This window comes from Streptomyces venezuelae ATCC 10712 (genome assembly GCF_008639165.1).
In the GTDB taxonomy this organism is placed as follows: Bacteria; Actinomycetota; Actinomycetes; order Streptomycetales; family Streptomycetaceae; genus Streptomyces; species Streptomyces venezuelae.
Genome location: NZ_CP029197.1, coordinates 7828601 through 7849394, shown reverse-complemented (window position 1 = coordinate 7849394; position 20794 = coordinate 7828601). Strand labels below are relative to the sequence as shown.

General features: G+C 74.5%; 19 protein-coding genes. 9 read left to right on the top strand and 10 right to left on the bottom strand.

Features of this window, described 5'->3' with window-relative positions:
- Window positions 1-56 precede the first annotated feature (56 nt).
- Window positions 57-764, top strand: coding sequence for a TetR/AcrR family transcriptional regulator (locus DEJ43_RS35755; RefSeq protein ID WP_015038332.1), 708 nt, complete (start codon window positions 57-59; stop codon window positions 762-764).
- An 87-nt stretch (window positions 765-851) separates the two neighbouring features.
- Here DEJ43_RS35755 and DEJ43_RS35750 read toward each other — a convergent pair whose 3' ends face one another.
- Window positions 852-2042, bottom strand: coding sequence for a GlxA family transcriptional regulator (locus DEJ43_RS35750; RefSeq protein WP_015038331.1), 1191 nt, complete (start codon window positions 2040-2042; stop codon window positions 852-854).
- 111 nt (window positions 2043-2153) lie between these two features.
- Here DEJ43_RS35750 and DEJ43_RS35745 point away from each other — a divergent pair, with 111 nt between their 5' ends.
- The 3 genes from DEJ43_RS35745 to DEJ43_RS35735 are packed head-to-tail and all read left to right on the top strand — an operon-like array spanning window position 2154 to window position 5746.
- Complete coding sequence (locus tag DEJ43_RS35745) at window positions 2154-2960, top strand: dienelactone hydrolase family protein (RefSeq protein WP_015038330.1); 807 nt, start codon at window positions 2154-2156, stop codon at window positions 2958-2960.
- Between the two features lie 26 nt (window positions 2961-2986).
- A complete protein-coding gene (locus DEJ43_RS35740; RefSeq protein ID WP_015038329.1) occupies window positions 2987-3631 on the top strand; it encodes a TetR/AcrR family transcriptional regulator in 645 nt (214 codons plus the stop codon).
- A 60-nt stretch (window positions 3632-3691) separates the two neighbouring features.
- Window positions 3692-5746 (top strand): alkyl/aryl-sulfatase, encoded by a 2055-nt coding sequence (locus DEJ43_RS35735; RefSeq protein ID WP_015038328.1) that lies wholly within the window; start codon window positions 3692-3694, stop codon window positions 5744-5746.
- Window positions 5747-5784: 38 nt separating this feature from the next.
- Here DEJ43_RS35735 and DEJ43_RS35730 read toward each other — a convergent pair whose 3' ends face one another.
- The 7 genes from DEJ43_RS35730 to DEJ43_RS35700 all read right to left on the bottom strand — a co-directional run bounded on the left by DEJ43_RS35730 (window position 5785) and on the right by DEJ43_RS35700 (window position 12948).
- Window positions 5785-6465 carry a GntR family transcriptional regulator gene (locus DEJ43_RS35730; protein ID WP_041663266.1) on the bottom strand — a complete coding sequence of 227 codons (681 nt, stop codon included), beginning with the start codon at window positions 6463-6465 and terminating at the stop codon, window positions 5785-5787.
- 47 nt (window positions 6466-6512) lie between these two features.
- The gene (locus DEJ43_RS35725; protein WP_015038326.1) at window positions 6513-7895 is read right to left on the bottom strand and encodes an aldehyde dehydrogenase family protein; all 1383 of its coding nucleotides are present in this window, start codon (window positions 7893-7895) and stop codon (window positions 6513-6515) included.
- Window positions 7892-8896: a proline racemase family protein gene (locus DEJ43_RS35720; protein WP_015038325.1), complete on the bottom strand. Its 1005-nt coding sequence runs from the start codon at window positions 8894-8896 to the stop codon at window positions 7892-7894. The genes DEJ43_RS35725 and DEJ43_RS35720 overlap by 4 nt, the downstream gene beginning before the upstream one ends.
- A 123-nt stretch (window positions 8897-9019) precedes the next feature.
- Window positions 9020-9928 (bottom strand): dihydrodipicolinate synthase family protein, encoded by a 909-nt coding sequence (locus DEJ43_RS35715; protein WP_015038324.1) that lies wholly within the window; start codon window positions 9926-9928, stop codon window positions 9020-9022.
- On the bottom strand, window positions 9925-11463 hold the full coding sequence (locus DEJ43_RS35710; protein ID WP_015038323.1) for an NAD(P)/FAD-dependent oxidoreductase: 1539 nt from the start codon (window positions 11461-11463) through the stop codon (window positions 9925-9927). The genes DEJ43_RS35715 and DEJ43_RS35710 overlap by 4 nt, the downstream gene beginning before the upstream one ends.
- The gene (locus DEJ43_RS35705; RefSeq protein WP_015038322.1) at window positions 11444-11758 is read right to left on the bottom strand and encodes a (2Fe-2S)-binding protein; all 315 of its coding nucleotides are present in this window, start codon (window positions 11756-11758) and stop codon (window positions 11444-11446) included. The genes DEJ43_RS35710 and DEJ43_RS35705 overlap by 20 nt, the downstream gene beginning before the upstream one ends.
- A gap of 32 nt (window positions 11759-11790) precedes the next feature.
- The gene (locus tag DEJ43_RS35700; protein WP_015038321.1) at window positions 11791-12948 is read right to left on the bottom strand and encodes an NAD(P)/FAD-dependent oxidoreductase; all 1158 of its coding nucleotides are present in this window, start codon (window positions 12946-12948) and stop codon (window positions 11791-11793) included.
- Between the two features lie 207 nt (window positions 12949-13155).
- On the opposite strand from DEJ43_RS35700, the gene DEJ43_RS35695 reads away from it, so the two are divergent.
- From DEJ43_RS35695 to DEJ43_RS35675, 5 genes are read left to right on the top strand one after another with little or no spacing between them, the layout of a single operon-like run.
- Window positions 13156-14898, top strand: a complete 1743-nt coding sequence (locus DEJ43_RS35695) for an ABC transporter substrate-binding protein (protein ID WP_041663264.1) — start codon at window positions 13156-13158, stop codon at window positions 14896-14898.
- Between the two features lie 10 nt (window positions 14899-14908).
- A complete protein-coding gene (locus DEJ43_RS35690; RefSeq protein WP_015038319.1) occupies window positions 14909-15841 on the top strand; it encodes an ABC transporter permease in 933 nt (310 codons plus the stop codon).
- Window positions 15838-16824 carry an ABC transporter permease gene (locus tag DEJ43_RS35685; RefSeq protein ID WP_015038318.1) on the top strand — a complete coding sequence of 329 codons (987 nt, stop codon included), beginning with the start codon at window positions 15838-15840 and terminating at the stop codon, window positions 16822-16824. Before DEJ43_RS35690 ends, DEJ43_RS35685 begins: the two co-directional genes overlap by 4 nt.
- A complete protein-coding gene (locus DEJ43_RS35680) occupies window positions 16824-17828 on the top strand; it encodes an ABC transporter ATP-binding protein (protein ID WP_015038317.1) in 1005 nt (334 codons plus the stop codon). Before DEJ43_RS35685 ends, DEJ43_RS35680 begins: the two co-directional genes overlap by 1 nt.
- Window positions 17825-18808 carry an ABC transporter ATP-binding protein gene (locus DEJ43_RS35675; protein WP_015038316.1) on the top strand — a complete coding sequence of 328 codons (984 nt, stop codon included), beginning with the start codon at window positions 17825-17827 and terminating at the stop codon, window positions 18806-18808. The genes DEJ43_RS35680 and DEJ43_RS35675 overlap by 4 nt, the downstream gene beginning before the upstream one ends.
- A 51-nt stretch (window positions 18809-18859) precedes the next feature.
- Here DEJ43_RS35675 and DEJ43_RS35670 read toward each other — a convergent pair whose 3' ends face one another.
- On the bottom strand, window positions 18860-19795 hold the full coding sequence (locus tag DEJ43_RS35670; RefSeq protein WP_015038315.1) for an ornithine cyclodeaminase family protein: 936 nt from the start codon (window positions 19793-19795) through the stop codon (window positions 18860-18862).
- The gene (locus DEJ43_RS35665; RefSeq protein WP_015038314.1) at window positions 19792-20778 is read right to left on the bottom strand and encodes a proline racemase family protein; all 987 of its coding nucleotides are present in this window, start codon (window positions 20776-20778) and stop codon (window positions 19792-19794) included. Before DEJ43_RS35665 ends, DEJ43_RS35670 begins: the two co-directional genes overlap by 4 nt.
- Between the last annotated feature and the right edge of the window lie 16 nt (window positions 20779-20794).

Sequence of the window (20794 nt, the reverse complement as noted above, 5' to 3'; positions counted from 1 at the left end):
CCATCGAAGCCGCCGAGCCGTTTACACGTCAATGGTGTTGACGTAAGGTCCCGGCCATGTCCGATCGCGTGGTCCCCGAAGCAGGCCGACGGCGCCGCCGCCCCACCCGGGAAGGCGCCGTCCTCTCCGAACGGCTCATCATCGAGACCGCCCTGCGGCTCGTCGAACAGCACGGCGCGACGGCACTCTCGGTCCGCCGGCTCGGCGCCGCGCTCGGCGCCGACCCCACCGCGCTCTACCGCTACTTCCGCAACACCGACGCGCTGCTCCTCGCCCTCGCCGACGAGGTCATCGGCCGCGCCCAGGAGGGCTGGACGGCCACCGGCGACTGGCGCACCGACCTGCGGGCGATGGGCCTGCGCATCCACGCCGCGTACCTCGCCCAGCCGCAGGCCGCACTGCTCGCCGCCCACCGCACCACGGGCCGGCCGCACGAGACCCGGGCCGTCGAGCGGATCATCGGCATCCTCCGCGACGGCGGCTTCCCCGACGCCCTGGCCGTCCGGATCTACCACGCCTTCGTCGACCAGGCGCTCGCCTTCGCCGCCCAGGACGCCGCCGCGGCTGCCCTGCCGCCGCTCGCCGCGGCCGCCGACGCGGAGGTCTGGCAGGCCGCCTACGGCAAACTCTGCGCCGAGACCCATCCGCACATCGCGGCGACCTTCCCCCACCTGGCCGTCGACATGCGCGACAGCGGCTACCCCTTCGCCCTGGAACTGACCCTCACGGGCGCGGCGGCCCTGCACCCGGACGCGGGCCGATAACCGCCCGGGCCTTACGTCAACGCCATTGACCTTGCCGCGTCCGGCCGGGTCTCATGACGGCACCCCTGGGGCGATCTCTCCGCCCGCTCACCCCTCCGGGCCCCGGTCGCGGCGGCGGAAGGCGGCGCGATAGGCGCTCGGCCGGTGGCCGGTGTGGCGGGCGAAGAGGGCCGCGAACGTGCCGGGGTCCTGGTATCCGACGGCCGCCGCCACGGAGGCGACCGTGCGGTCGGTGGTCTCCAGGAGGTGGCGGGCCCTGCGGACCCTGGAGGCCTGCAGATGGGCCAGCGGGCTGTGCCCGGTCTCCTCGGCGAACCGGCGCAGGAGGGTGCGGGTGCTGACCCGGAAGTCGTCCGCGAGCGCGCCCAGGTCGTACCGCTCGGCGAGGTTCTGGTCGAGCCGCCGCATGACCCGCCGCGAGAACCCGGCCCCGGGCCGCGGCAGCAGCCGCGGGTCGACGTACGGGGTCTGCGAGGTCCGCGCGTCGTCGACGAGCGCCACCCGCGCGGTGGTGCGGGCCACTCGGTCACCGCTGTGCCGGCGGATCAGGTCGAGCGCGAAGTCGTACATGGCGCTGAACGCGGCCGTGGTCGTGACCCCCGCGTCGGTGACGACCAGCCGTTCGGGCCGGACGTCGGCCGTCGGGCAGCGCCCGGCCAGTTCGTCGGCGTACAGCCAGGACGTGGTGGCCCGGCGCCCGTCGAGCAGCCCGGCCTCCGCGAGCAGGAACGCGCCGACGCAGAGCGAGACGACGGCGGTCCCGGCGGCGGCCTGGGCGCGGATCGCCTCGGTCTCGGGGGCCAGTCCGGCGAGAAGTGCGTCGAGGTCCGTGCCGGGGCCCCGTTCGAACCCGGGCACGACCAGGACGTCGACCTCGCGCAGCGGACGCACGTCCAGGCTCGCGCCGCCCGAGGCGACGACCCGGCGGCGCGGCGAGACGACCGTCACCCGGTAGCCGGGCGCGTCCGGTCCGGCGACGTGCGCGGCCATCGTCAACAGGTCCGGCACGCCGAAGACTTCGGACGCGAAACAGCCGGGGTAGGCGAGCACCCCGACCCGCAGCGCACCGGCCCCGCCGCCGCCCCGGTCCACCCGCCGCGCGTCCGCGGCGCGGTCGCGGTCCGCCCGCCGCACGTCCGGGGCGCGGTCGCCATCCGCCCCTCGCACGTCCGGAGTTCGGTCGGCGTCCGCCCCTCGCGCGTCCGGGGCGCGGTCGGCGTCCGCCCGCCGCGCGTCGCGGTCTCCTGGCGCCTTCGGGCGCCGTACGGCCACCGTCATCGTCCCCGTACCCCCTTCGCCGTACGATCCCGTCTCGCGTGGCGAGATTACCCCTGGACCAGGCGATCCCGCCCCTCCACGGACCGGCCGGCGCCGGGCCACGCTGGCCCCATGACCGACGATCCGATCACCGACTTCATCCGCCGGAGCGTGGCCGTACAGGGGGTGGAGAAGACCGTGTACGTGGCCGGGGCCGGGCCCGCCGTGGTGGTGCTGCCCGAGATGCCCGGCATCAGTCCCGACGTGCTGCGGCTGGCCCGCTGGGTGCGGGACGCGGGCTTCACCGTGCATGTGCCCTCGCTGTTCGGGACGGACGGCGCGTTCCCCACGGCGGAGGGCGGCCGGGAGGTCGTCCGCCGCGCCTGCGTCAGCGCGGAGTTCCGCGCCTTCGCGGGCGGCGGGACCAGCCCGGTGACGGTGTGGCTGCGCGGGCTGGCGCGCCAGGCCCACGAGGAGTGCGGCGGGCCCGGGGTCGGCGCGATCGGCCTCTGCTTCACCGGCAACTTCGCGCTCACCATGGCCCTGGAGCCGGCGGTGATCGCCCCCGTGGTCAACCACCCGTCGCTGCCGCTCGACGACCCCGGCGGGCTGGAACTCGACGCGGCGGACGCGCGGGCCGTCCGTGACCGGCTCGCCCGCGACGGACTCACCGTCCTCGCCTACCGGTTCGAGGGCGACCGCTGGTGCACCGGGCAGCGTTTCGCCGCCTATCGCGCGCTGCTCGGCGAGGCCTTCGACGGGCGGGTCCTGCCGGACGACGCGGCGAACCCGGTCCCGCCGCCGTTCTTCGCCGACGTGGTCGGCACCCCGCACAGTGTCGTCACCGCCCATCTGGTCGACGAGGCGGGCCACCCCACGGTCCGGGCCCGCGACGAGATCCTCGCCTTCCTCACCGGCCGGCTGCGTCCGGCCGGCTGACGCGGCCCTTCTGCCACCATGGGCCGGTGAACGACACAGAGGCGGGAAAGGGCCCCGGACGCGCGGATTCCGGCACGCGGGGGCGGCGCAGGCGCGACCCGGAGTGGACGTACGCGGCGCTGCTCGACGCGCTGCTCGGGCTGGTCTCGGAGGACGGCAGGGAACCCACCCGGAAGGCGATCGCGGAGCGGGCCGGGGTGTCGGAGCGGACGGTGTTCGTGCACTTCGCCGACCGCGAGGCGCTGTACGTGGCGGCCGCGCGGCGGCAGGCCGAGCGGTGGCGCGCCCACGCGGAACCGGTGCCGCCCGAGGAGGAGACCGGCCGCAAGGCGGCGGCGCTGCTCGCTCAGCGCGCCCGGATGTACGAGGTGATGACGCCGATCCGGAAGATCGGGCTCGGTCTGGAGGCGGACTCGCCGGGCCTGCGCGGGGTGATGGCGGAGGGCGACGCCTGGTTCCGGGCGGATGTCGCGGCGGTGTTCGCACCGGAGTTGGGGCGGGTGGCGGACGCCGGGGCTCCCGGTGGGCTGCTCGACGCCCTGGAGGCCGCCTCGTCCTGGGCGGTCTGGGACCATCTGCGGTCCCGCCGGGGGCTCGACGGGGCGGCGGCCCGGGCGGCGATGGAGCGGACGCTCCGGGCTCTCCTGGACGGGGTGCCGCCCAGCCCTTGACTGGTATTGCAGTCCGACTGCAATAGTGGGCGTCCTCACCGAGAAGGGCGTGACTCTGCCATGACTCCGATGAACCGGCGCGGCTTCGTCGCGGCCGCCGCCGCGATGGGCGCCGCGGCCGCCTCCGTCTCCCTGAACCCGCAGACCGCCCAGGCGCTCGCCGGGCACCTGCCCCGGGCGATGGGGACGCCCACGCGGACCGACGGGCTGCCGTACGACGACGAGACCGACTTCGGCGACGCGGACCGCGGCTTCGTCGCCGCGTTCACCGGCGGACCGATCACCGACGCCACCGGGCGGACCGTCTGGGACCCGGGCGCGTACCGATTCCTGACCGAGGCGGAGGACGCACGCGAAGGCCGGGGCGACGACGGCAGCGGTCGCGGCGGGGACGGCGGCGGCCACGGCGGGGACGGCCGACCCGGCGCCGACGGCGACGACGGCGGCCACGCGGGACCCGCCACCGTCGACCCCAGCCTATGGCGGCAGGCGCGCCTCCTGTCCCGCCAGGGCCTCTACCGGGTCACCGACCGGATCTACCAGGTCAGGGGCCTGGACCTGTCCAACATGACGATCGTCGAGGGCGACACCGGCATCATCGTCATCGACCCGCTCATCTCCGCCGAGACCGCCGCCGCGGCCCTGCGGCTCTACCGCACCCACCGGGGGGACCGCGCGGTGCGGGCGATGATCTACACCCATCCGCACGTCGACCACTTCGGCGGCTGCCGGGGCGTGCTGCCTGACGGCGCCGGGGACGTACCCGTGCTCGCCCCGAAGGGCTTCATGGAGCACGCGGTCAGCGAGAACGTCTACGTCGGCACCGCGATGGCCCGGCGGGCCGGCTACATGTACGGCTCCACGCTCCCGAAGAACGCGGCCGCGCAGGTCGGCTGCGGGCTCGGCCTCACGGTCTCGCTCGGCACCGTCGGGCTCATCGCCCCCACCCGGTACATCGGGGCCACGGGCGAGGAGGTCGTGCTCGACGGGGTGCGGATCCGGTTCCAGATGACGCCGGGCACCGAATGCCAGGAGGAGATGAACTTCCTCTTCCCGGACCTGCGCGCGGTGTGCATGGCCGAGAACGCCACCCACACCATGCACAACATCCTCACCCTGCGCGGCGCCCAGGTGCGCGACGCCCATGCCTGGGCCGGCTACCTCACCGAGTCGATCGGACTCTACGACGGCGCCGCCGACGTCGCCTTCGCCTCGCACCACTGGCCGACCTGGGGCAACGACGCCATCGTCGCGCTCCTCACCCACCAGCGGGACCTGTACGGCTATCTGCACGACCAGACCGTCCGGCTGATCAACCGCGGCCTGACCGGCACCGAGATCGCGGAGACCTTCCGGCTCCCGCCGCAGCTCGAAGGGGTCTGGGCCAACCGCGGCTACTACGGCTCGCTCAGCCACAACGTCAAGGCGGTCTACCAGCGGTACATGGGCTGGTTCGACGGCAACCCGGCCCACCTCTGGGAACACCCGCCCGCCGAGGAGGCCCGGCTGTACGTCGAGTCCCTCGGCGGCCAGGCCGCGGTCCGCGCCCGCGCCCGGCACTACGCCGACCGGGGCGAGCTGCGCTTCGCCGTCACGCTGCTCAACCACGCCGTCTTCAACGACCCTCGGGACAGCCGGGCCAAGCGCCAGCTGGCCGCGCTCTACACCCGCCTGGGACAGGCCGTCGAGAACGCCGTCTGGCGGAACTTCTACCTCACGGGGGCCCAGGAGCTGCTCCACGGCATCACCCCGCGCGCCACCGCCACGCTCGGCCCCGACATGTACCTGGCCCTGACGGTCGGCCAGATCATCGACAGCCTCGCGGTCCGCGTCGACGGCCCGAAGGCCTGGTCGCTGCGGATCGTCATGGACTGGCACATCGGCGCCGACTACTGGCACCTGCGCCTCGCCAACGGCCTCCTGACCTGGACCAGGGACGACCGCCCGGCCGCCGACGCCGCCCTGACCCTGAGGATGACCAAACCCCAGCTCCTCACCCTGCTCGCGGGCAAGGGCACCGCGGGGATCACCATGACCGGCGACCGCGGTCTGCTCCCCCGGCTGCTCGCGGTCCTCGAAACCCCCGAGCCGGACTTCCCGATCGTGACTCCGTGACCTTGACTCCCGGCAGGCCCCGGGGCCCAGAGGCAGGCCTACCGCTCGGCCGGTCCGCCGCTCTTCGCCCAGAGGGAGCGGACGTGGCCCAGGTGCCGGGTCATGCAGGCCTCCGCGCCCTCGGCGTCCCCGGCGATCATCAGGTCGAGGAGCTCCAGGTGCTCCTCGGCGGAGGGGATGAGGTCGCCGCTCTCGTCCAGGGCGGTGAGCCCGTACAGACGGGAGCGCTTGCGGAGGTCTCCGACGGTCTCGACGAGGCGTTCGTTGCCCGCGAGGCCGAGCAGGGTGAGGTGGAACAGCCGGTCGGCCTCCAGGTAGCCGATGAGGTCGTGCTCGCGGGCGGCGCGCACGATCTCCGTGGCCACCGGCCGCAGCGCCTCCAGGTCCTCGCGGGCGGCGGACCGGGTGACGCGGCCGACCGTGGGGATCTCGATGAGCGCGCGGATCTCGGTGAACTGGTCGAGGTCGCGCTCGTCGACCTCGGTGACCCGGAATCCCTTGTTGCGGACGGGCTCGACCAGACCCTCACGGGCCAGGTCGAGCATCGCCTCGCGTACGGGGGTGGCGGAGATCCCGAAGTCCTCCGCCAGGGTGGGGGCCGAGTACACCACGCCGGGCCGCAGCTCGCCGGAGATCAGGGCGGCGCGCAGGGCGTGGGCGACCTGGTCGCGCAGCCGCTCGCGGGAGGCGTTGAGGTCGCGGTGGGTCAGGTGCCCCATGGCGGTGGTGGTCCCTTCGGTTCGGTCTCCGTCACCACCGTACGATGTCATGCCGCCGCGCCCGTGGGTGCCAGTGTGTAGGTGCGCGAGGACGTGTAGAAGTCCAGGGCGGCCTTGCCCTGTTCGCGCGGGCCGTGGCCGGACTGCTTGGCGCCGCCGAACGGCAGGTGGAAGTCGACGCCGGTGGACGGGGCGTTGATCCGGATCATGCCGGTGTCGACGAGGTCGAGGCCGTACAGGGCGGTGTCGAGGTCGGCCGTGTGGACGGAGGTGACGAGGCCGTACGGCACGGAGTTGGTGATCCGTACCGCGTGGGCGAGGTCGTCGGCGGGCAGCAGGGCGGCGACGGGCCCGAAGACCTCCTCGTTGAGCAGTCGGTGGCCGGGCGGGACCTTCTCGACCAGGGTGGGGGCCGCGTACCAGCCGGTGCGCTCCGGTACGGTCGCGCCGGCGAGCGCGGAGAGCCCCTGCCAGGACTCGGCGACGCGCTCCCGCGCGCTCTCGTGGACGAGCGGCCCGCAGACCGTGCCGGGGTCGTTCGGGTCACCGACCCGGACGGCCCGGAACGCCTCGGCGAGCGCCTCGCGCAGCGGGTCGAGCACGGCGCCGACCGCGACGATCCGGCTGGTCGCGGTGCACTTCTGGCCGGCGAACCCGGCGACGGCGGCGGCGATGTCGGCCGCGGCCCGGCCGAGGTCGGCGTCGGGCAGGACGATCGCCGCGTTGAGTCCGCCCATCTCCGCCTGCGCGGGGATGCCGCGCGCGGTCGCCGCGCGGGCGACGGCGCGGCCCACGGGGGTGGAGCCGGTGAAGGAGACGACGTCGGCGGCGGAGACGAGGGCGTTGCCCTCGGTGGCGCCGCCCGGCAGCACGTCGAACACCTGCCCGGGCAGGGCGTGTCGGACGATCTCGGCGAGCCGCAGGGCGCAGGCGGTGGCCTCGGGGGCCGGCTTGAGGACGACGGCGTTGCCGGCCGCGAGCGCCGGGGCGGCCTTCCAGCTCGGGATGGCGAAGGGGAAGTTCCAGGGGGTGACGAGTCCCGCCACTCCGTGCGGGCGGCGCCGGCTGAGGAGGAGTCCGGGGCCGGCCGCGGTCTCGTGGACGGCTCCGGTGGGTTCGAAGGGCGCTTGGGCGTAGTAGCGCCAGATGGCGACGGCGCGCGCGACCTCGGCCCGGGCCTCGCCGACGGGCTTGCCCACCTCGCGTACGGCGAGGGCGGCGAGCTCGTCGGCCGCGGCCGCCAGGGCGTCGGCGACGGCGCCGAGGGCGGCCGAGCGGGCGGCGGCCCCGGCGCGCAGCCAGCCGGGCTGGGCGGCGCGGGCCCGCTCGACGGCGTCGGCGGCGGCGAAGGCGCCCGGGGCGCGGAGTCGTACGAGCACGTCGGCGGGGTCGGCCGGGTTGCGGGAGACGAGGCTGGCGTCGGTGGTCACAGGAGGAAGCCTCCGGGGAAGGGGTCGGCCGGGTCGAGGAAGTACTGGGCGGTGCCGGTGATCCAGGCGCGGCCGGTGACGGTGGGGATGACGGTGGGCAGGCCGCCGACCTCCGGGCCGGCGGTGAGGCGGCCGGTGAACCGGGTGCCGATGAAGGACTCGTTGACGAAGTCGTGGTCGAGCGGGAGTTCGCCGCGCGCGTGGAGCTGGGCCATCCGCGCGCTGGTCCCGGTGCCGCACGGGGAGCGGTCGAACCAGCCGGGGTGGATGGCCATCGCGTGCCGCGAGTGGCGGGCGTCGGAGCCGGGGGCGGCGAGGTAGACGTGCTTGAGCCCGGCGATCTCGGGCTGGGTGGGGTGGACGGGCCAGTCGGGAGAGGCGTTGATCGCGTCCATGATCGCGAGCCCGGCGGCGAGGAGGTCGTCCTTGCGGTCGCGGTCGAAGGGCAGTCCGAGGGCGTCGAGTTCGACGAAGGCGTAGAAGTTGCCGCCGTAGGCGAGGTCGTAGTTGACCTTGCCGTGGCCGGGGACGTCGACCGCGCGGTCGAGGCCGACGCAGAAGGCGGGCACGTTGGTGAAGGTGGCGTGCTCGGCCACGCCGTCCTGGACCCGGACGTCGACGGAGACGAGGCCTGCGGGGGTGTCGAGGCGGACGGTGGTGACCGGTTCGACGACCGGCACCATGCCGGTCTCGACGAGGACGGTGGCGACGCCGATGGTGCCGTGTCCGCACATCGGCAGGAGTCCCGAGACCTCGATGTAGAGGACTCCGTAGTCGGCGTCGGGTCGGGTGGGCGGCTGGAGGATCGCGCCGCTCATGGCCGCGTGCCCGCGCGGCTCGAACATGAGGAGGGTCCTGAGGTGGTCGAGGTGCTCGATGAAGTGAAGCCTGCGCTCGGCCATGGTGGCCCCGGGGATCACACCGACGCCTCCGGTGACGACCCGGGTGGGCATGCCCTCGGTGTGGGAGTCGACGGCGTGGAAGACCTGACGCGTACGCACGGGGTTCGTTCCTTTCGGTGGGCGGTCGGGAGGACGGGGTGGCCGGGCGCGAGCCCGTGACCGGTCGGGAGGGCCGGTGGCCGGGGGCTCCGGCCACCGGCGGTGGGCTCGTCGGTGGCCCCGTCAGCGGTGGCCGTCGGCGACGGCCTTCTCGGTGGCGGTGCGGACGGCGGCCTCGGTGGCTCCGGTGAGGGGGAGGCGCGGCGGACGGGTCGGCCCGCCGCGGCGGCCGGCGATGTCCATGGACAGCTTGATGCACTGGACGAACTCGATCTTGGAGTCCCAGCGCAGCAGGGAGTGCAGCGAGGAGTAGAGCGGCCGGGCGGTGGCGAGGTCGCCCGCGACGGCGGCCCGGTACAGCTCGGCGCAGCTGGCGGGGAGGGCGTTGGGGTAGCCGGCGATCCAGCCGACCGCACCGGCCAGGGCGAGTTCCAGGAGGACGTCGTCGGCGCCGATCAGCAGGTCGAGGTTGGGGGCGAGTTCGGCGATCTCGTAGGCCCTGCGGACGTCGCCGCTGAACTCCTTCACGGCGACGATGCTTCCGGCGGTGTGCAGCTTCGCGAGCAGGTCGGGGACGAGGTCGACCTTGGTGTCGATGGGGTTGTTGTACGCGACGACGGGGATGCCGACCCGGGCGACGTCCGCGTAGTGGGCGAGGACGGAGGGCTCGTCGGCGCGGTAGGCGTTGGGCGGCAGGAGCAGGACCGAACCGCAGCCGGCCTCGGCGGCCTGCTCGGCCCATCGGCGCGACTCGGCGCTGCCGTACGCGGCGACGCCGGGCATGACCCGCGCCCCGTCGCCGGCGGCCTCGACGGCGGTACGGACGACCCGGGCGCGCTCGTCGGCGGTGAGGGTCTGGTACTCGCCGAGGGAGCCGTTGGGGACGACGCCGTCGCAGCCGTTGGCGATCAGCCAGGCGACGTGCTCGGCGTAGGCGTCGTGGTCGACGGAGAGGTCGTCCCGGAACGGCAGGGTGGTGGCGACCATGATGCCGCGCCAGGGGCGCTCGGTGGTCCAGGTGGTGTCGTTCATCTCGACGGCCTTTCTGTCCTGTGTGGGTGCTGGTGGGTGGGGTGTGCCGGTCCTTCGGACCCGGCGGCGGGGTCCGGCGGAGCGTCGAGCGCTGCGAGCGCCGACAGGGGTACGGGCACGGCGAACGGCCGGTGCTCGGAGGGGGGTTCGGGGGTGCGGCCGGCGGCCGCGAGGCATGCCACGGCCGTCCCGCACATCCGGCCCTGGCACCACCCCATGCCGGCCCGGGTGAGGAGTTTGACGGTCCGGGCGTCGTGCGCGCCGAGCTCGGCGACCGCCTCGCGGATCCGGCCCGCGGGGACCTCCTCGCAGCGGCAGACGTCCGTGTCGTCGTTCAGCCAGGCGGGCCAGCCGGGACCGGGGGCGTGCGCGGCGGCCATCACGTCGGCAAAGGCCCGCAGGCGGTCGCGGCGGCGCCGGAGTCCGGTGGTGGTCCCGGCGCCGGTGCGGTGGCCGAGAAGCCGGGCGGCGATCGCCCGGCCCGCCAGCTCCCCCTCGGTGCGGGCGAGTTCGGCTCCGCCGACGCCGCCGGTCTCCCCCGCCGCCCACAGGCCGGGCACCGAGCTCTCCTGGAAGTCCCCCAGGGCGAGGCCCAGGGTGCCGTCGGGCAGCGTGCGGGTGGCGCAGCCGACCGCCGTGGCAAGTTCGATCTGGGGGACGAGGCCGTGACCGACGGCGAGGGCGTCGCAGTCGATCCTGCGGCCCGAGCCCGGTACGGGGCGCCAGTCGCGGTCCAGGCGGCTGACCGTGACGGCCTCCACCCGGTCGGTGCCGTGCACCTCGGTGACCGCGTGGCGGAGCCGTACGGGGACCCGGTGCCGGGCCAGTGCGACTCCGTGGACGAGGGCTTCGACGGCCTTGCGCGGGTTGCCGACGAGGGCGCGGGGAGCCCGGGCGTACCGCAGGTATCCCGCCGCTTCGACGACCATCGGCACCCGGGCGCCGGCCGAGGCGAGCGAGGCGGCGACGGCGAGCAGCAGCGGGCCGCTGCCGGCCACGACGACGCGCCGACCGGGCAGCACCAGGCCGGACTTGAGCATGGCCTGGGCGCCTCCGGCGCCCACGACGCCGGGCAGGGTCCAGCCGGGGAAGGGCAGTTGGCGCTCGTAGGCGCCGGTGGCGAGCAGCAGGGCGCGGGCCCGGATGCGTACGGGCGCCTCGTCGACGCCGTCGGCGCCGGTGAGGGCGTGGACCGACCAGGTGTCGTCGGACTCCCTGGTCAGGGACCAGACATGATGGCCGGTCAGGTGTCGGACGTCGCTCGCCGTCAGGCGGCGGCGCAGGTCGGTGAAGGCGGACCAGTCGTGGTGGAGGGCCTCGGGGCGGATCGCGCCGAGGGCGGGCGCGGGGTGCCGGTAGAACTGGCCGCCGGGCTGGGCGGAGGAGTCCAGCAGGGCCACGGAGAGGCCGAGCCGGGCAGCGGTCACGGCGCCGGCGAGCCCGGCGGAGCCCGCGCCGACGACCGCCAGGTCGTACGGCACGGCAGGGGGCGTGCCCGCGTCGTCGTCGTCCGGTTCAGACGCCGAGGCGGTCATGGCCGTGGCCTTCCTGAGTGGTGACGGCGTCGCCGGGGCGGGCCGGGACCAGGCAGGCGCGGCGGTTGGGCACGCCGTTGACGGTGGCGAGGCAGTCGTAGCACTGGCCGATGCCGCAGAACGCGCCGCGCGGGCGGCCTCGGTCGCGGGTGGTGCGCCAGGCGAGGATGCCCGCGCCCCACAGGGCGGCGGCGAGGCTCTGGCCGGGCAGGGCGGTGAGGCGGCGGCCGTCGAAGGTGATCTCGAACGGCGGCTCGGGCTCCGCCCTGACCAGGCCGATGGGGGTGCGGGCCACGGGCCCTCCTCTCGTGTCGGTGGGTGCGCGCCTCACCGGTCGGCGGCGTCGAAGCGCTCGGGGCGGAACGGGTGGAGGTCGAGGGGTGGTTCGGTGCCGGTGACGCAGGCCGTGACGATCCGGCCGGTGACGGGGGCGAGTCCGATGCCCGCGCCCTCGTGGCCGCAGGCGTGCAGCAGTCCGGGGACGCGCGGGTCGGGTCCGACGGCGGGCAGGTGGTCGGGGAGGTAGGGGCGGAAGCCGAGGTAGGTGCGGATCGCCCGTACGGTGCCGAGAACGGGGAAGAGGGTGGTGGCCCCGGTGGCGAGGCGGCGCAGGACCTCCGTGGAGAGCGTCCGGTCGAAGCCGACGCGTTCGCGGCTGGCGCCGATGAGGACGGGTCCCGCGGGGGTGCCTTCGACGACGGCCGAGGTCTGGAGCGCGGCGGAGCCGCTGGCCACGTCGGCGACGTAGTCGGCGGCGTACACCTTGTGCCGGACGACGCGGGGCAGGGGTTCGGTGACGAGGACGAAGCCGCGGCGGGGCAGCACGGGGAGGTGGACCCCGGCGAGTCCGGCGACGGCGCCGCCCCAGGTGCCCGCGGCGTTCACCACGTACGGGGCGTGGATGTCGCGGGTGGTGGTGCGTACGCCGCGGACCGCTCCGTCCGCGCCGGTGAGGAGGGCGGTGACCTCCTCACCCAGCGCGAGGCGGACCCGGTCGCCGGCGGCGTGGAGCAGCCGTGCGGCGGCGTGGGCGGGCATCACCTGGGCGTCCTGGGGGTAGTGGAAGCCGCCGGTGAGTCCGGGTGCGAGATGGGGCTCCAGGTCGTGGAGCCGGTCGGCCGGGACCTCGTGCGCGATGACGCCGGCTTTCTCCTGGCGGCCCGCGAACTCCCGCAGGGCGTGCAGTCCCGTCTCGCCGGAGGCGACGACGAGACCGCCCTTGGCCTCGTACTCGACGGCCGGCGGTAGCCGTTCGGCGAGTTCGCTCCACAACGCGGTGGAGAGGAGGGCGAGTTCGAGTTCGGGGCCGGGTTCCTTGTCGGAGACCAGGAGGTTGCCCTCGCCCGCTCCGGTCGTGCCGCCCGCGACGGAGCCGCGGTCGACGACGGTGACGGAGAGGCCGGCGAGGGCCGCGTAGTGGGCGCAGGCCGCGCCGACCACGCCGGCGCCGATGACGATGACGTCCGAGGTTTCTCTCGTGGGCACATCAGTAATATTTCACATTGCACTGGCCCTGCCAAGACCCCGGGTCGACACCCGTCGAGGTCATCATCGGGGTCCCGACCGGGCGTTCGCCGGACACGGATGGATAACGGGGCACCCGACACCTTGTCAGTACAATTTCACATTACTATGTTACCGGTCACATTCCAGCCGACCGAGGCTGTCCGACTGCTCCCCGGAGTGACCCGCATGAACAAGCGCACGCGCACCCTGGCCACGGCCCTGGTGACGACCCTGGCCCTCGCCGTCACCGGCTGCTCCGGCTCGGACACCCCCGGGGGCGCCCGGAACGGAAAGAACCCCGCGACCACCAACAGCGGGGCGGTCCTCGGCGGCACCCCGCAGAAGGGCGGCACCCTCACCGTCCTGTCCAACCAGGACTTCACCCATCTCGACCCGGCCCGCAACTGGGTGATGGGCGACATGGACTTCGGCACCCGCCTGCTCTACCGCACCCTCGTCACCTACGCGGCGGCGCCCGGCACCCGGGGCGGCGAACTGGCCCCCGACCTCGCCGAGGACCTCGGCACCCCGTCCAACGGCGCCCGGACCTGGACCTTCAAGCTCAAGCCCGGGCTGAAGTACGAGGACGGCACCCCGATCACCTCCCGGGACATCAAGCACAACGTCGAGCGCTCCTTCTCGCCCGACCTGCCCGGCGGCCCCGACTACGCGGCCCGCTACCTGGCCGGCGCGGAGGGCTACCAGGGCCCGGCGGGCGGCAAGCACCTCGCCTCCGTGAAGACCCCCGACGAGCGGACCATCGTCTTCGAACTCCGCACGCCCTTCGCCGAGTTCCCCTTCGCCGCCACCCTCCCCACCTTCGCGCCCGTGCCCCCGTCCCAGGACAAGGGCCCGCAGTACGACAACCGGCCCTTCTCCTCGGGGCCGTACAAGGTCGACTCCTACGCCCGCGACAAGCGGCTCGTCCTCGTCCGCAACACCCACTGGGACCCGAAGACGGACACCGTGCGCAAGGCGTACCCGGACCGGATCGTCGTCACCATGGGCCTCAAGGCCAACCAGATCGACGACCGGCTCATCGCCGCCGCCGGCCCCGACGCCTCCGCCGTCCCCTGGGACAAGCTCCGCCCCGAATCCACCCCCAAGGTGCTCACCAAGCCCGACATCCGGGCCCGCCTCCTCGCCGAGTCGACCAGCTGCACCGAGATGGTCCAGATGCACACCGGCCGCGCGCCCTTCGACGACGTCAGGGTCCGCCGGGCCGTGCAGTACGCCCTCGACCGCGAGGCCGTCCTCACCGCCTCCGGCGGCCCCGCCCTCAACGACCCGGCCACCGCGCTGATGCCCGGCGTCCTCTTCGGCGGCAAGCAGCCCGACACCCTCGGCATCCCGCTCACCGGCGACGTGGCCAAGGCGAAGCAGCTCCTCAAGGAGGCCGGCAAGCCGGACGGCTTCACCACCCGGATCACCGTCTCCAACGGCGACAAGGCCGTCGGCGAGGCCGTCCAGCAGTCCCTCGGCCGGGCCGGGATCAAGGTCACCATCGAGACCGTCGACCCCTCCGCCTTCTACGACACCATCGGCGACACCAAGAACCGCACCGACCTCGTCTACACCGGCTGGTGCCCCGACTACCCCTCCGGCTCGACCTTCCTCCCCTTCGTCTTCGACGGCCGCTACATCAAGGAGAAGGGCAACTCCGGCAACCACTCGCTCTTCCGCGACGACACCACCATGAAGCGCATGGACCAGATCGCCGCGATGACCGACGCCGACCAGGCAGCCAAGGCCTGGCGGGAGCTCGACGGCCAGATCCTCGCCAAGGCCCCGACCGCGCCCGCCGTCGTCGAGCGCCGGCCCCTGCTCATCGGCACCAACATCGCCGGAGCCTTCGGCCACACCTCCTACGGCGGCCAGCTCGACTACGCCACGGTCGGCCTCAAGGACCCCTCGAAGAGCGCGAACTGAGGCCGAACCCGTGACGACCACCACCGCACCGCCTCCCGCCCGCACGGCCCACAGCCCCTGGCAGCTCGTCCGGGCCGAACTGCGCCGCCGCCCCGCCGCCCGCCTCTCCCTCGGCGTGGTCGCCTTCTTCGCGCTGCTCGCCGCGGCCGCCCCGCTGATCGCCGCGCTCGGCGGCTGGGGCCCGGACGAGTTCGACAAGAGCGCCGTCGACCCCTACCTGGGCGGTCTGCCCCTCGGGCCGCTCGGCGGCGTGTCGGCCGAGCACTGGCTCGGCGTCGAACCCGTCACCGGCCGCGACCTGTTCGCCCGGGTCGTGCACGGCGCCCAGGTCTCGCTGCTCATCGCCTTCGCCGCGACGGCCATCGTCGTCCTCGCCGGGACGGCGGCCGGCATCTGCGCCGGCTACTTCGGCGGCCGCACCGACACCGTGCTCTCCCGGCTGATGGACCTCACGATGTCCTTCCCCTCCCTCATCTTCATGATCGCGATGATGTCGGTGGCCCGGGACGTCAACCGGATCGTCCTCATGACCGCCGTCATCGGCCTCTTCGGCTGGCCCGGCATCGCCCGGATCGTCCGCGGCCAGACCCTGTCGCTCAAGCACCGCGAGTACGTCGACGCCGCCCGCGTCGGCGGCTCCGGGCCCTGGCGCATCCTCGTCCGCGACATCCTCCCGGGCGTCGCCGGGCCCGTCATCGCGTACACCACCCTGATCGTCCCCGGCATGATCGCCACCGAGGCCGCCCTCAGCTACCTCGGCGTCGGCGTCCGCCCGCCGACCCCGTCCTGGGGCCAGATGATCGCCGAGAGCGTCGCCTACTACGAGACGGACCCCATGTACTTCGCCGTCCCGAGCCTCTGCCTCTTCCTCACCGTGCTCGCCTTCACCCTGCTCGGGGACGCGCTGCGCGACATCCTCGACCCCCGGGGAGGCGGCGCGTGATCCTCTACCTCGGCCGCCGGCTCCTCGGCGTGCTCGGCGTCCTCGTCGCCGTCGCCGCCGTCACCTTCACCATCTTCTACGTCCTGCCCTCCGACCCGGCGGCCGCGGCCTGCGGCAAGTCGTGCAGCGCCGAACGCCTGGAGGCCATCCGCGCCAACATGGGCCTGGACGCCCCGCTCTGGCGGCAGTTCGCCGACTTCGTCACCGGGATCTTCACCGGCCGCACGATGGGCACCGGCCCCTACGCGCTGCGCTGCGACTTCCCCTGCCTCGGCTACTCGTACGAGAACAGCCAGAGCGTCTGGGACCTCCTCGTCGACCGGCTGCCCGTCTCCGCGTCCCTCGCCTTCGGCGCCGCCGCGCTCTGGCTGCTGCTCGGGCTCACCGCAGGCGTCACCGCGGCGCTCCACAAGGACACGCTCACCGACCGGGTCCTGATGGTCGGCGCGGTCGCCGCCGCCTCCCTGCCCGTCTACTTCACCTCCGTCCTCCTCATCTACGGCCTGATCCGGGTCACCGGCCTGCTGCCGTATCCGCAGTACGTGCCGTTCGGCGACGACCCGCTGTCCTGGGCGTCGAACATGCTGCTGCCGTGGCTGGCGCTCGCGATCCTGTACGCCGCCATGTACGCCCGGCAGAGCCGCGGCTCGATGATCGAGTCCATGGCGGAGCCGTACATCCGCACCGCCCGCGCCAAGGGCCTGCCCCGCCGCACCGTCGTCGTCAAACACGGGCTGCGCGCCGGGATGACCCCGATCCTCACCATCTTCGGGATGGACCTCGGCGGTCTGCTCGCGGGCGCCGTCATCACCGAGTCCATCTTCGGACTGCCCGGCGTCGGACGGCTCTTCTACGGCGCGCTGTCCACCGGCGACCAGCCGGTCATCCTCGGAGTGACCCTGCTCGCCGCCACCTTCATCGTCGTCGCCAACCTGGCCGTCGACCTGCTGTACGCCGTCGTCGACCCGCGAGTGAGGTACTGATGGCCGACTCCGCCCCCCTCCTGTCGGTCCGGGACCTCGACGTCACCTTCGCGACGCGGCACGGACCCGTCAGGGCCGTCGACTCGCTCTCCTTCGACGTCCGGCCGGGCCGGACCCTCGGCATCGTCGGCGAGTCCGGCTCCGGCAAGTCGGTCACCTCGCTCGCCGTCATGGGCCTGCACACCGGCGCCCGGGTCACCGGCTCCGTCACCCTCGACGGCCGGGAACTCATCGGCCTCGGCGAGCGCGAACTGAACACCCTGCGGGGCCGCCGGATGGCCATGATCTTCCAGGACCCGCTGTCCAGCCTGCACCCCTACTACACCGTCGGCGAGCAGATCGCCGAACACCACCGCGTCCACTTCCGCTCCCGCCGGGCCGCGGCCCGCGAGCGGGCCGTCGAGGCCCTCGCCGAGGTCGGCATCCCCGAACCCCGGCGGCGGGCCGGCGAGTACCCCCACCAGTTCTCCGGCGGCATGCGCCAGCGGGTGATGATCGCGATGGCGCTCGTCTGCGAACCCGACCTCCTCATCGCCGACGAGCCCACCACCGCCCTCGACGTCACCGTCCAGGCGCAGATCCTGGAACTGATCGCCCGCCTCCAGCAGGAACGCGGCCTCTCGGTCGTCATGATCACCCACGATCTCGGAGTGGTCGCCCGGGTCGCCCACGACGTCCTCGTCATGTACGGCGGCCGGGCCGTCGAACACGCCCCGGTGGACGCCCTGTTCGCCGCCCCCGCCCACCCGTACACCCAGGGGCTGCTCGACTCGCTGCCCCGGCTCGACGACCCCGACGACGCCCCGCTGCGGGCGATCCCGGGAAGCCCGCCGTCCCTGCTGGACCCCTCGCCGGGCTGCGCGTTCGCACCCCGCTGCCCGCGCGCCGCCGTCGGCCCCGCCGAGGAACGGGCCCGCTGTACGACCGAACGCCCGTCCCTCGGCGGCCCGGACGGGCACCCGGCCGCCTGCCACTTCCCCGCGTACGAAGGCGTCGCCCCATGACCACGACCCCACCACCGCCCCTCCTCCGGGTGCGGGACCTCACCGTCACCTTCCCGGGCCGCCGCCGCGGCTCGGCCCCCGTGCGGGCCGTCGACGGCATCGGCTTCGACGTGGCGGCGGGCGAGACCCTGGGCCTCGTCGGCGAGTCCGGCTGCGGCAAGTCGACCACGGGCCGCACGATCGTGCGGCTCCTGGAACCGACCGCCGGCTCCGTCGCGTTCGACGGCCGGGAGATCGGCCGTCTGCCGCAGCGGGCACTGAAGCCGCTGCGCCGCGACCTCCAGATGGTCTTCCAGGACCCGCACTCCTCCCTCAACCCCCGGCAGACCGTGGCCCGGATCATCTCCGACCCCCTGCTCACCCAGGGCGGTTCGGCGGCCGCGGCGCGCAAGCGGGCCGTGGAGCTGATGGAGCTGGTCGGCCTCATCCCGGAGCACATCGACCGCTACCCCCACGAGTTCTCCGGCGGACAGGCGCAGCGCATCGGCATCGCCCGCGCCCTGGCCACCAGCCCGCGGCTGGTGGTGGCCGACGAGCCGGTCTCCGCCCTGGACGTCTCCGTCCAGGCGCAGATCGTCAACCTGATGGAGCGGCTCCAGCGCGAACTCGGGCTCGCCTATCTCTTCATCGCCCACGACCTGTCCGTGGTGAAGCGGGTCTGCGACCGGGTGGCCGTGATGTACCTGGGCCGGATCGTGGAGATCGGCGCCAAGGAGCGGGTGTACACCGCCCCGGCCCACCCCTACACGCGGGCGCTGCTGTCCGCCGTGCCGCTCCCGGACCCGGCGGCCGAGCGGAGCCGGGAGCGGATCACCCTGCTCGGTGACCCGCCGAGCCCCGCCGCTCCCCCGCCGGGCTGCACCTTCCACCCGCGCTGCCCCAAGGCCCAGGCGGTCTGCCGCACCGAGGCGCCGCCCCTGCGGGTGGCCGTGGCGGGCGAGCCCCGTGAGGTCGCCTGTCACTTCCCCGAGGCCGGCTGAACGCACGGACGCCCCGGTCCCGCCGCGCGCGGGACCGGGGCATCGGTGCCTCTACGCCGAACGGGCCGCCTCGTACAGGGCGGCGGCCACCGCGAGGTCCTCCCAGGCCATGCCGACGCTCTTGAAGAGGCGCGGGCGGCCAGGCGACGGCGTCCGGCGGCCCGTCACCAGTTCCGCGAGATCGCCGGCGACGTGCTCGGCGCCGATCGCCCCCTCGGAGAGGGGGACGAGCAGGTCACCGGCCTCCCGCAGGGCCGCGCCCCGGGCCTCGACGTACACCTCGGACCGGGTGACGAGCGCGGTGTCGGTCTCGCGGGCGGACGGCTCGTGGGAGCCGACGGCGACGACGGTCGCGCCGGGCGCGACCAGGGCGCCGTCGAAGAGCGGTGCGCGGGCGGTGGTGCAGCAGACGACGAGGTCCGCCGCGGCCACGTCGTCCGGTGCGCCGGTACGGGCGAGGACGCCGAGGGTCCGCGCGTATCCGGCGAGGGCGCGCCCGCCGACCGGCTCGCGCGCGACGACGACGGCCTCGGCGACCTCGCGGGCGGCGAGGACGGCCTCCAGGTGCCCGTACGCCTGGGGTCCTGCCCCGAACAGGACGAGGCGCAGGGGCCGGTCGGACGGGGTGAGGAGGCGTACGGCGAGGGCGGAGACGGCGGGGGTGCGGAGTTCGGTGAGCGCGGCTCCGTCGAGGAGGGCGAGCGGCCGGAGGTCGGCGCCGTCGAGGAGGAGGTAGGAGCCGGTGATGCGGGGCAGGCCGCGGGCCGGGTTGCCGGGGGCGACTCCGGCGATCTTGACCCCGGCGTAGGCGCCGGAGGCGGCGGGCATCAGGAGGAGTTCGCCGGCCGGGACGGGTACGGCCGTGCGGGGCGGTCCCGCGTCGGGGTCGAGTCCGGCCCGCAGGACCTCGGCGAGGACGTGGGTCGCCGCCGCCGGGCCCAGGAGGCGGGCCATGGTGGCGGCGTCGAGGACGAGGGGCGGGTTCACAGGAGGAACCCCGTTCCCAGTGCGTCGTGCGGGTCGAGGACGAAGGAGTGGGTGCCGGTGCGGTGGGTGGTGCCGTGGACCTCGGTGATCCCCTCCGCGAGGAGGCGCCCGGTGAAGACGGTGCCGACGACGGACTCGTGCCGCAGGGTGTCCCCCGGGCCGAGGCGTCCGTCGGCGCCGAGCAGGGCGAGCCGCGCGGAGGTGCCGGAGCCGCAGGGGGACCGGTCGATCTGCCCGTCGGCGAAGACGGTGACGTTGCGCTGCCGGCGCCCTTCGGGGGTGGCGGGGAGCTCCTCGTAGAGGATGACGCCGTACACGTCGTGTGCGGGGAGCGCGGCGCGGATCTCCCGTCCGGCCCGGACGAGTTCGGGCAGGGCGGGCGTGGTGACGTCGAGGCCCAGGTCGCGGGCGGCGACGGAGACGTAGCAGGCGCCGGAGTGGGCGAGGTCGGCGTGGACGGTGCCGAGCGATGTGGTCACCTCGACGTCTCGGGCGACGACGCGGGTCGGCACGTTGCGGAAGGTGACGCCGGTGGTGCGGCCGCCGGCCCGGTGCACGGTGGCGGTGACGCGGCCGGAGGGCACGTCGACGCGGACGGGGACGTCGCCGTCGTCGGGGGCCGGGACGCGTCCGCTGTCGACGGCCCAGGCTCCGAGGGCCATCGTGCCGTGGCCGCAGGCGGTGGAGTAGCCGTCCTTGTGCCAGAACAGCACGCCGAAGTGGGCGCCGTCGTCGTCGGGCGGCACGACGAAGCCGCCGTACATGCCCGCGTGCCCGCGTGGCTCCCGGGACAGCAGGCGGCGCAGGTCGTCGAGCGGGCCGGGGCGCGGGTCCGTGCCCGTGCCGCCGCCGGCGAGGGCGGTGGCGCGGCGTTCGGCGACGGTGTCGCCGGGGATCGGGGGGAGGTCCTGGTCGACGATCCGGAAGGGTTCGCCGGCGGTGTGGTAGTCGGTGGTGCGGACCGTGTGCGGGGTGGTGCTCACGAAGTACGGCCTCCGG

Excerpts from the sequence above, each read along its gene's own strand:
- DEJ43_RS35695 (WP_041663264.1), top strand. The coding sequence starts at position 13,156 with ATGAACAAGCGCACGCGCACCCTGGCCACGGCCCTGGTGACGACCCTG.
- DEJ43_RS35730 (WP_041663266.1), bottom strand. The coding sequence starts at position 6,465 with ATGGGGCACCTGACCCACCGCGACCTCAACGCCTCCCGCGAGCGGCTG.
- DEJ43_RS35675 (WP_015038316.1), top strand. The coding sequence starts at position 17,825 with ATGACCACGACCCCACCACCGCCCCTCCTCCGGGTGCGGGACCTCACC.
- DEJ43_RS35745 (WP_015038330.1), top strand. The coding sequence starts at position 2,154 with ATGACCGACGATCCGATCACCGACTTCATCCGCCGGAGCGTGGCCGTA.
- DEJ43_RS35755 (WP_015038332.1), top strand. The coding sequence starts at position 57 with ATGTCCGATCGCGTGGTCCCCGAAGCAGGCCGACGGCGCCGCCGCCCC.
- DEJ43_RS35680 (WP_015038317.1), top strand. The coding sequence starts at position 16,824 with ATGGCCGACTCCGCCCCCCTCCTGTCGGTCCGGGACCTCGACGTCACC.
- DEJ43_RS35735 (WP_015038328.1), top strand. The coding sequence starts at position 3,692 with ATGACTCCGATGAACCGGCGCGGCTTCGTCGCGGCCGCCGCCGCGATG.
- DEJ43_RS35710 (WP_015038323.1), bottom strand. The coding sequence starts at position 11,463 with ATGACCGCCTCGGCGTCTGAACCGGACGACGACGACGCGGGCACGCCC.
- DEJ43_RS35750 (WP_015038331.1), bottom strand. The coding sequence starts at position 2,042 with ATGACGGTGGCCGTACGGCGCCCGAAGGCGCCAGGAGACCGCGACGCG.
- DEJ43_RS35715 (WP_015038324.1), bottom strand. The coding sequence starts at position 9,928 with ATGAACGACACCACCTGGACCACCGAGCGCCCCTGGCGCGGCATCATG.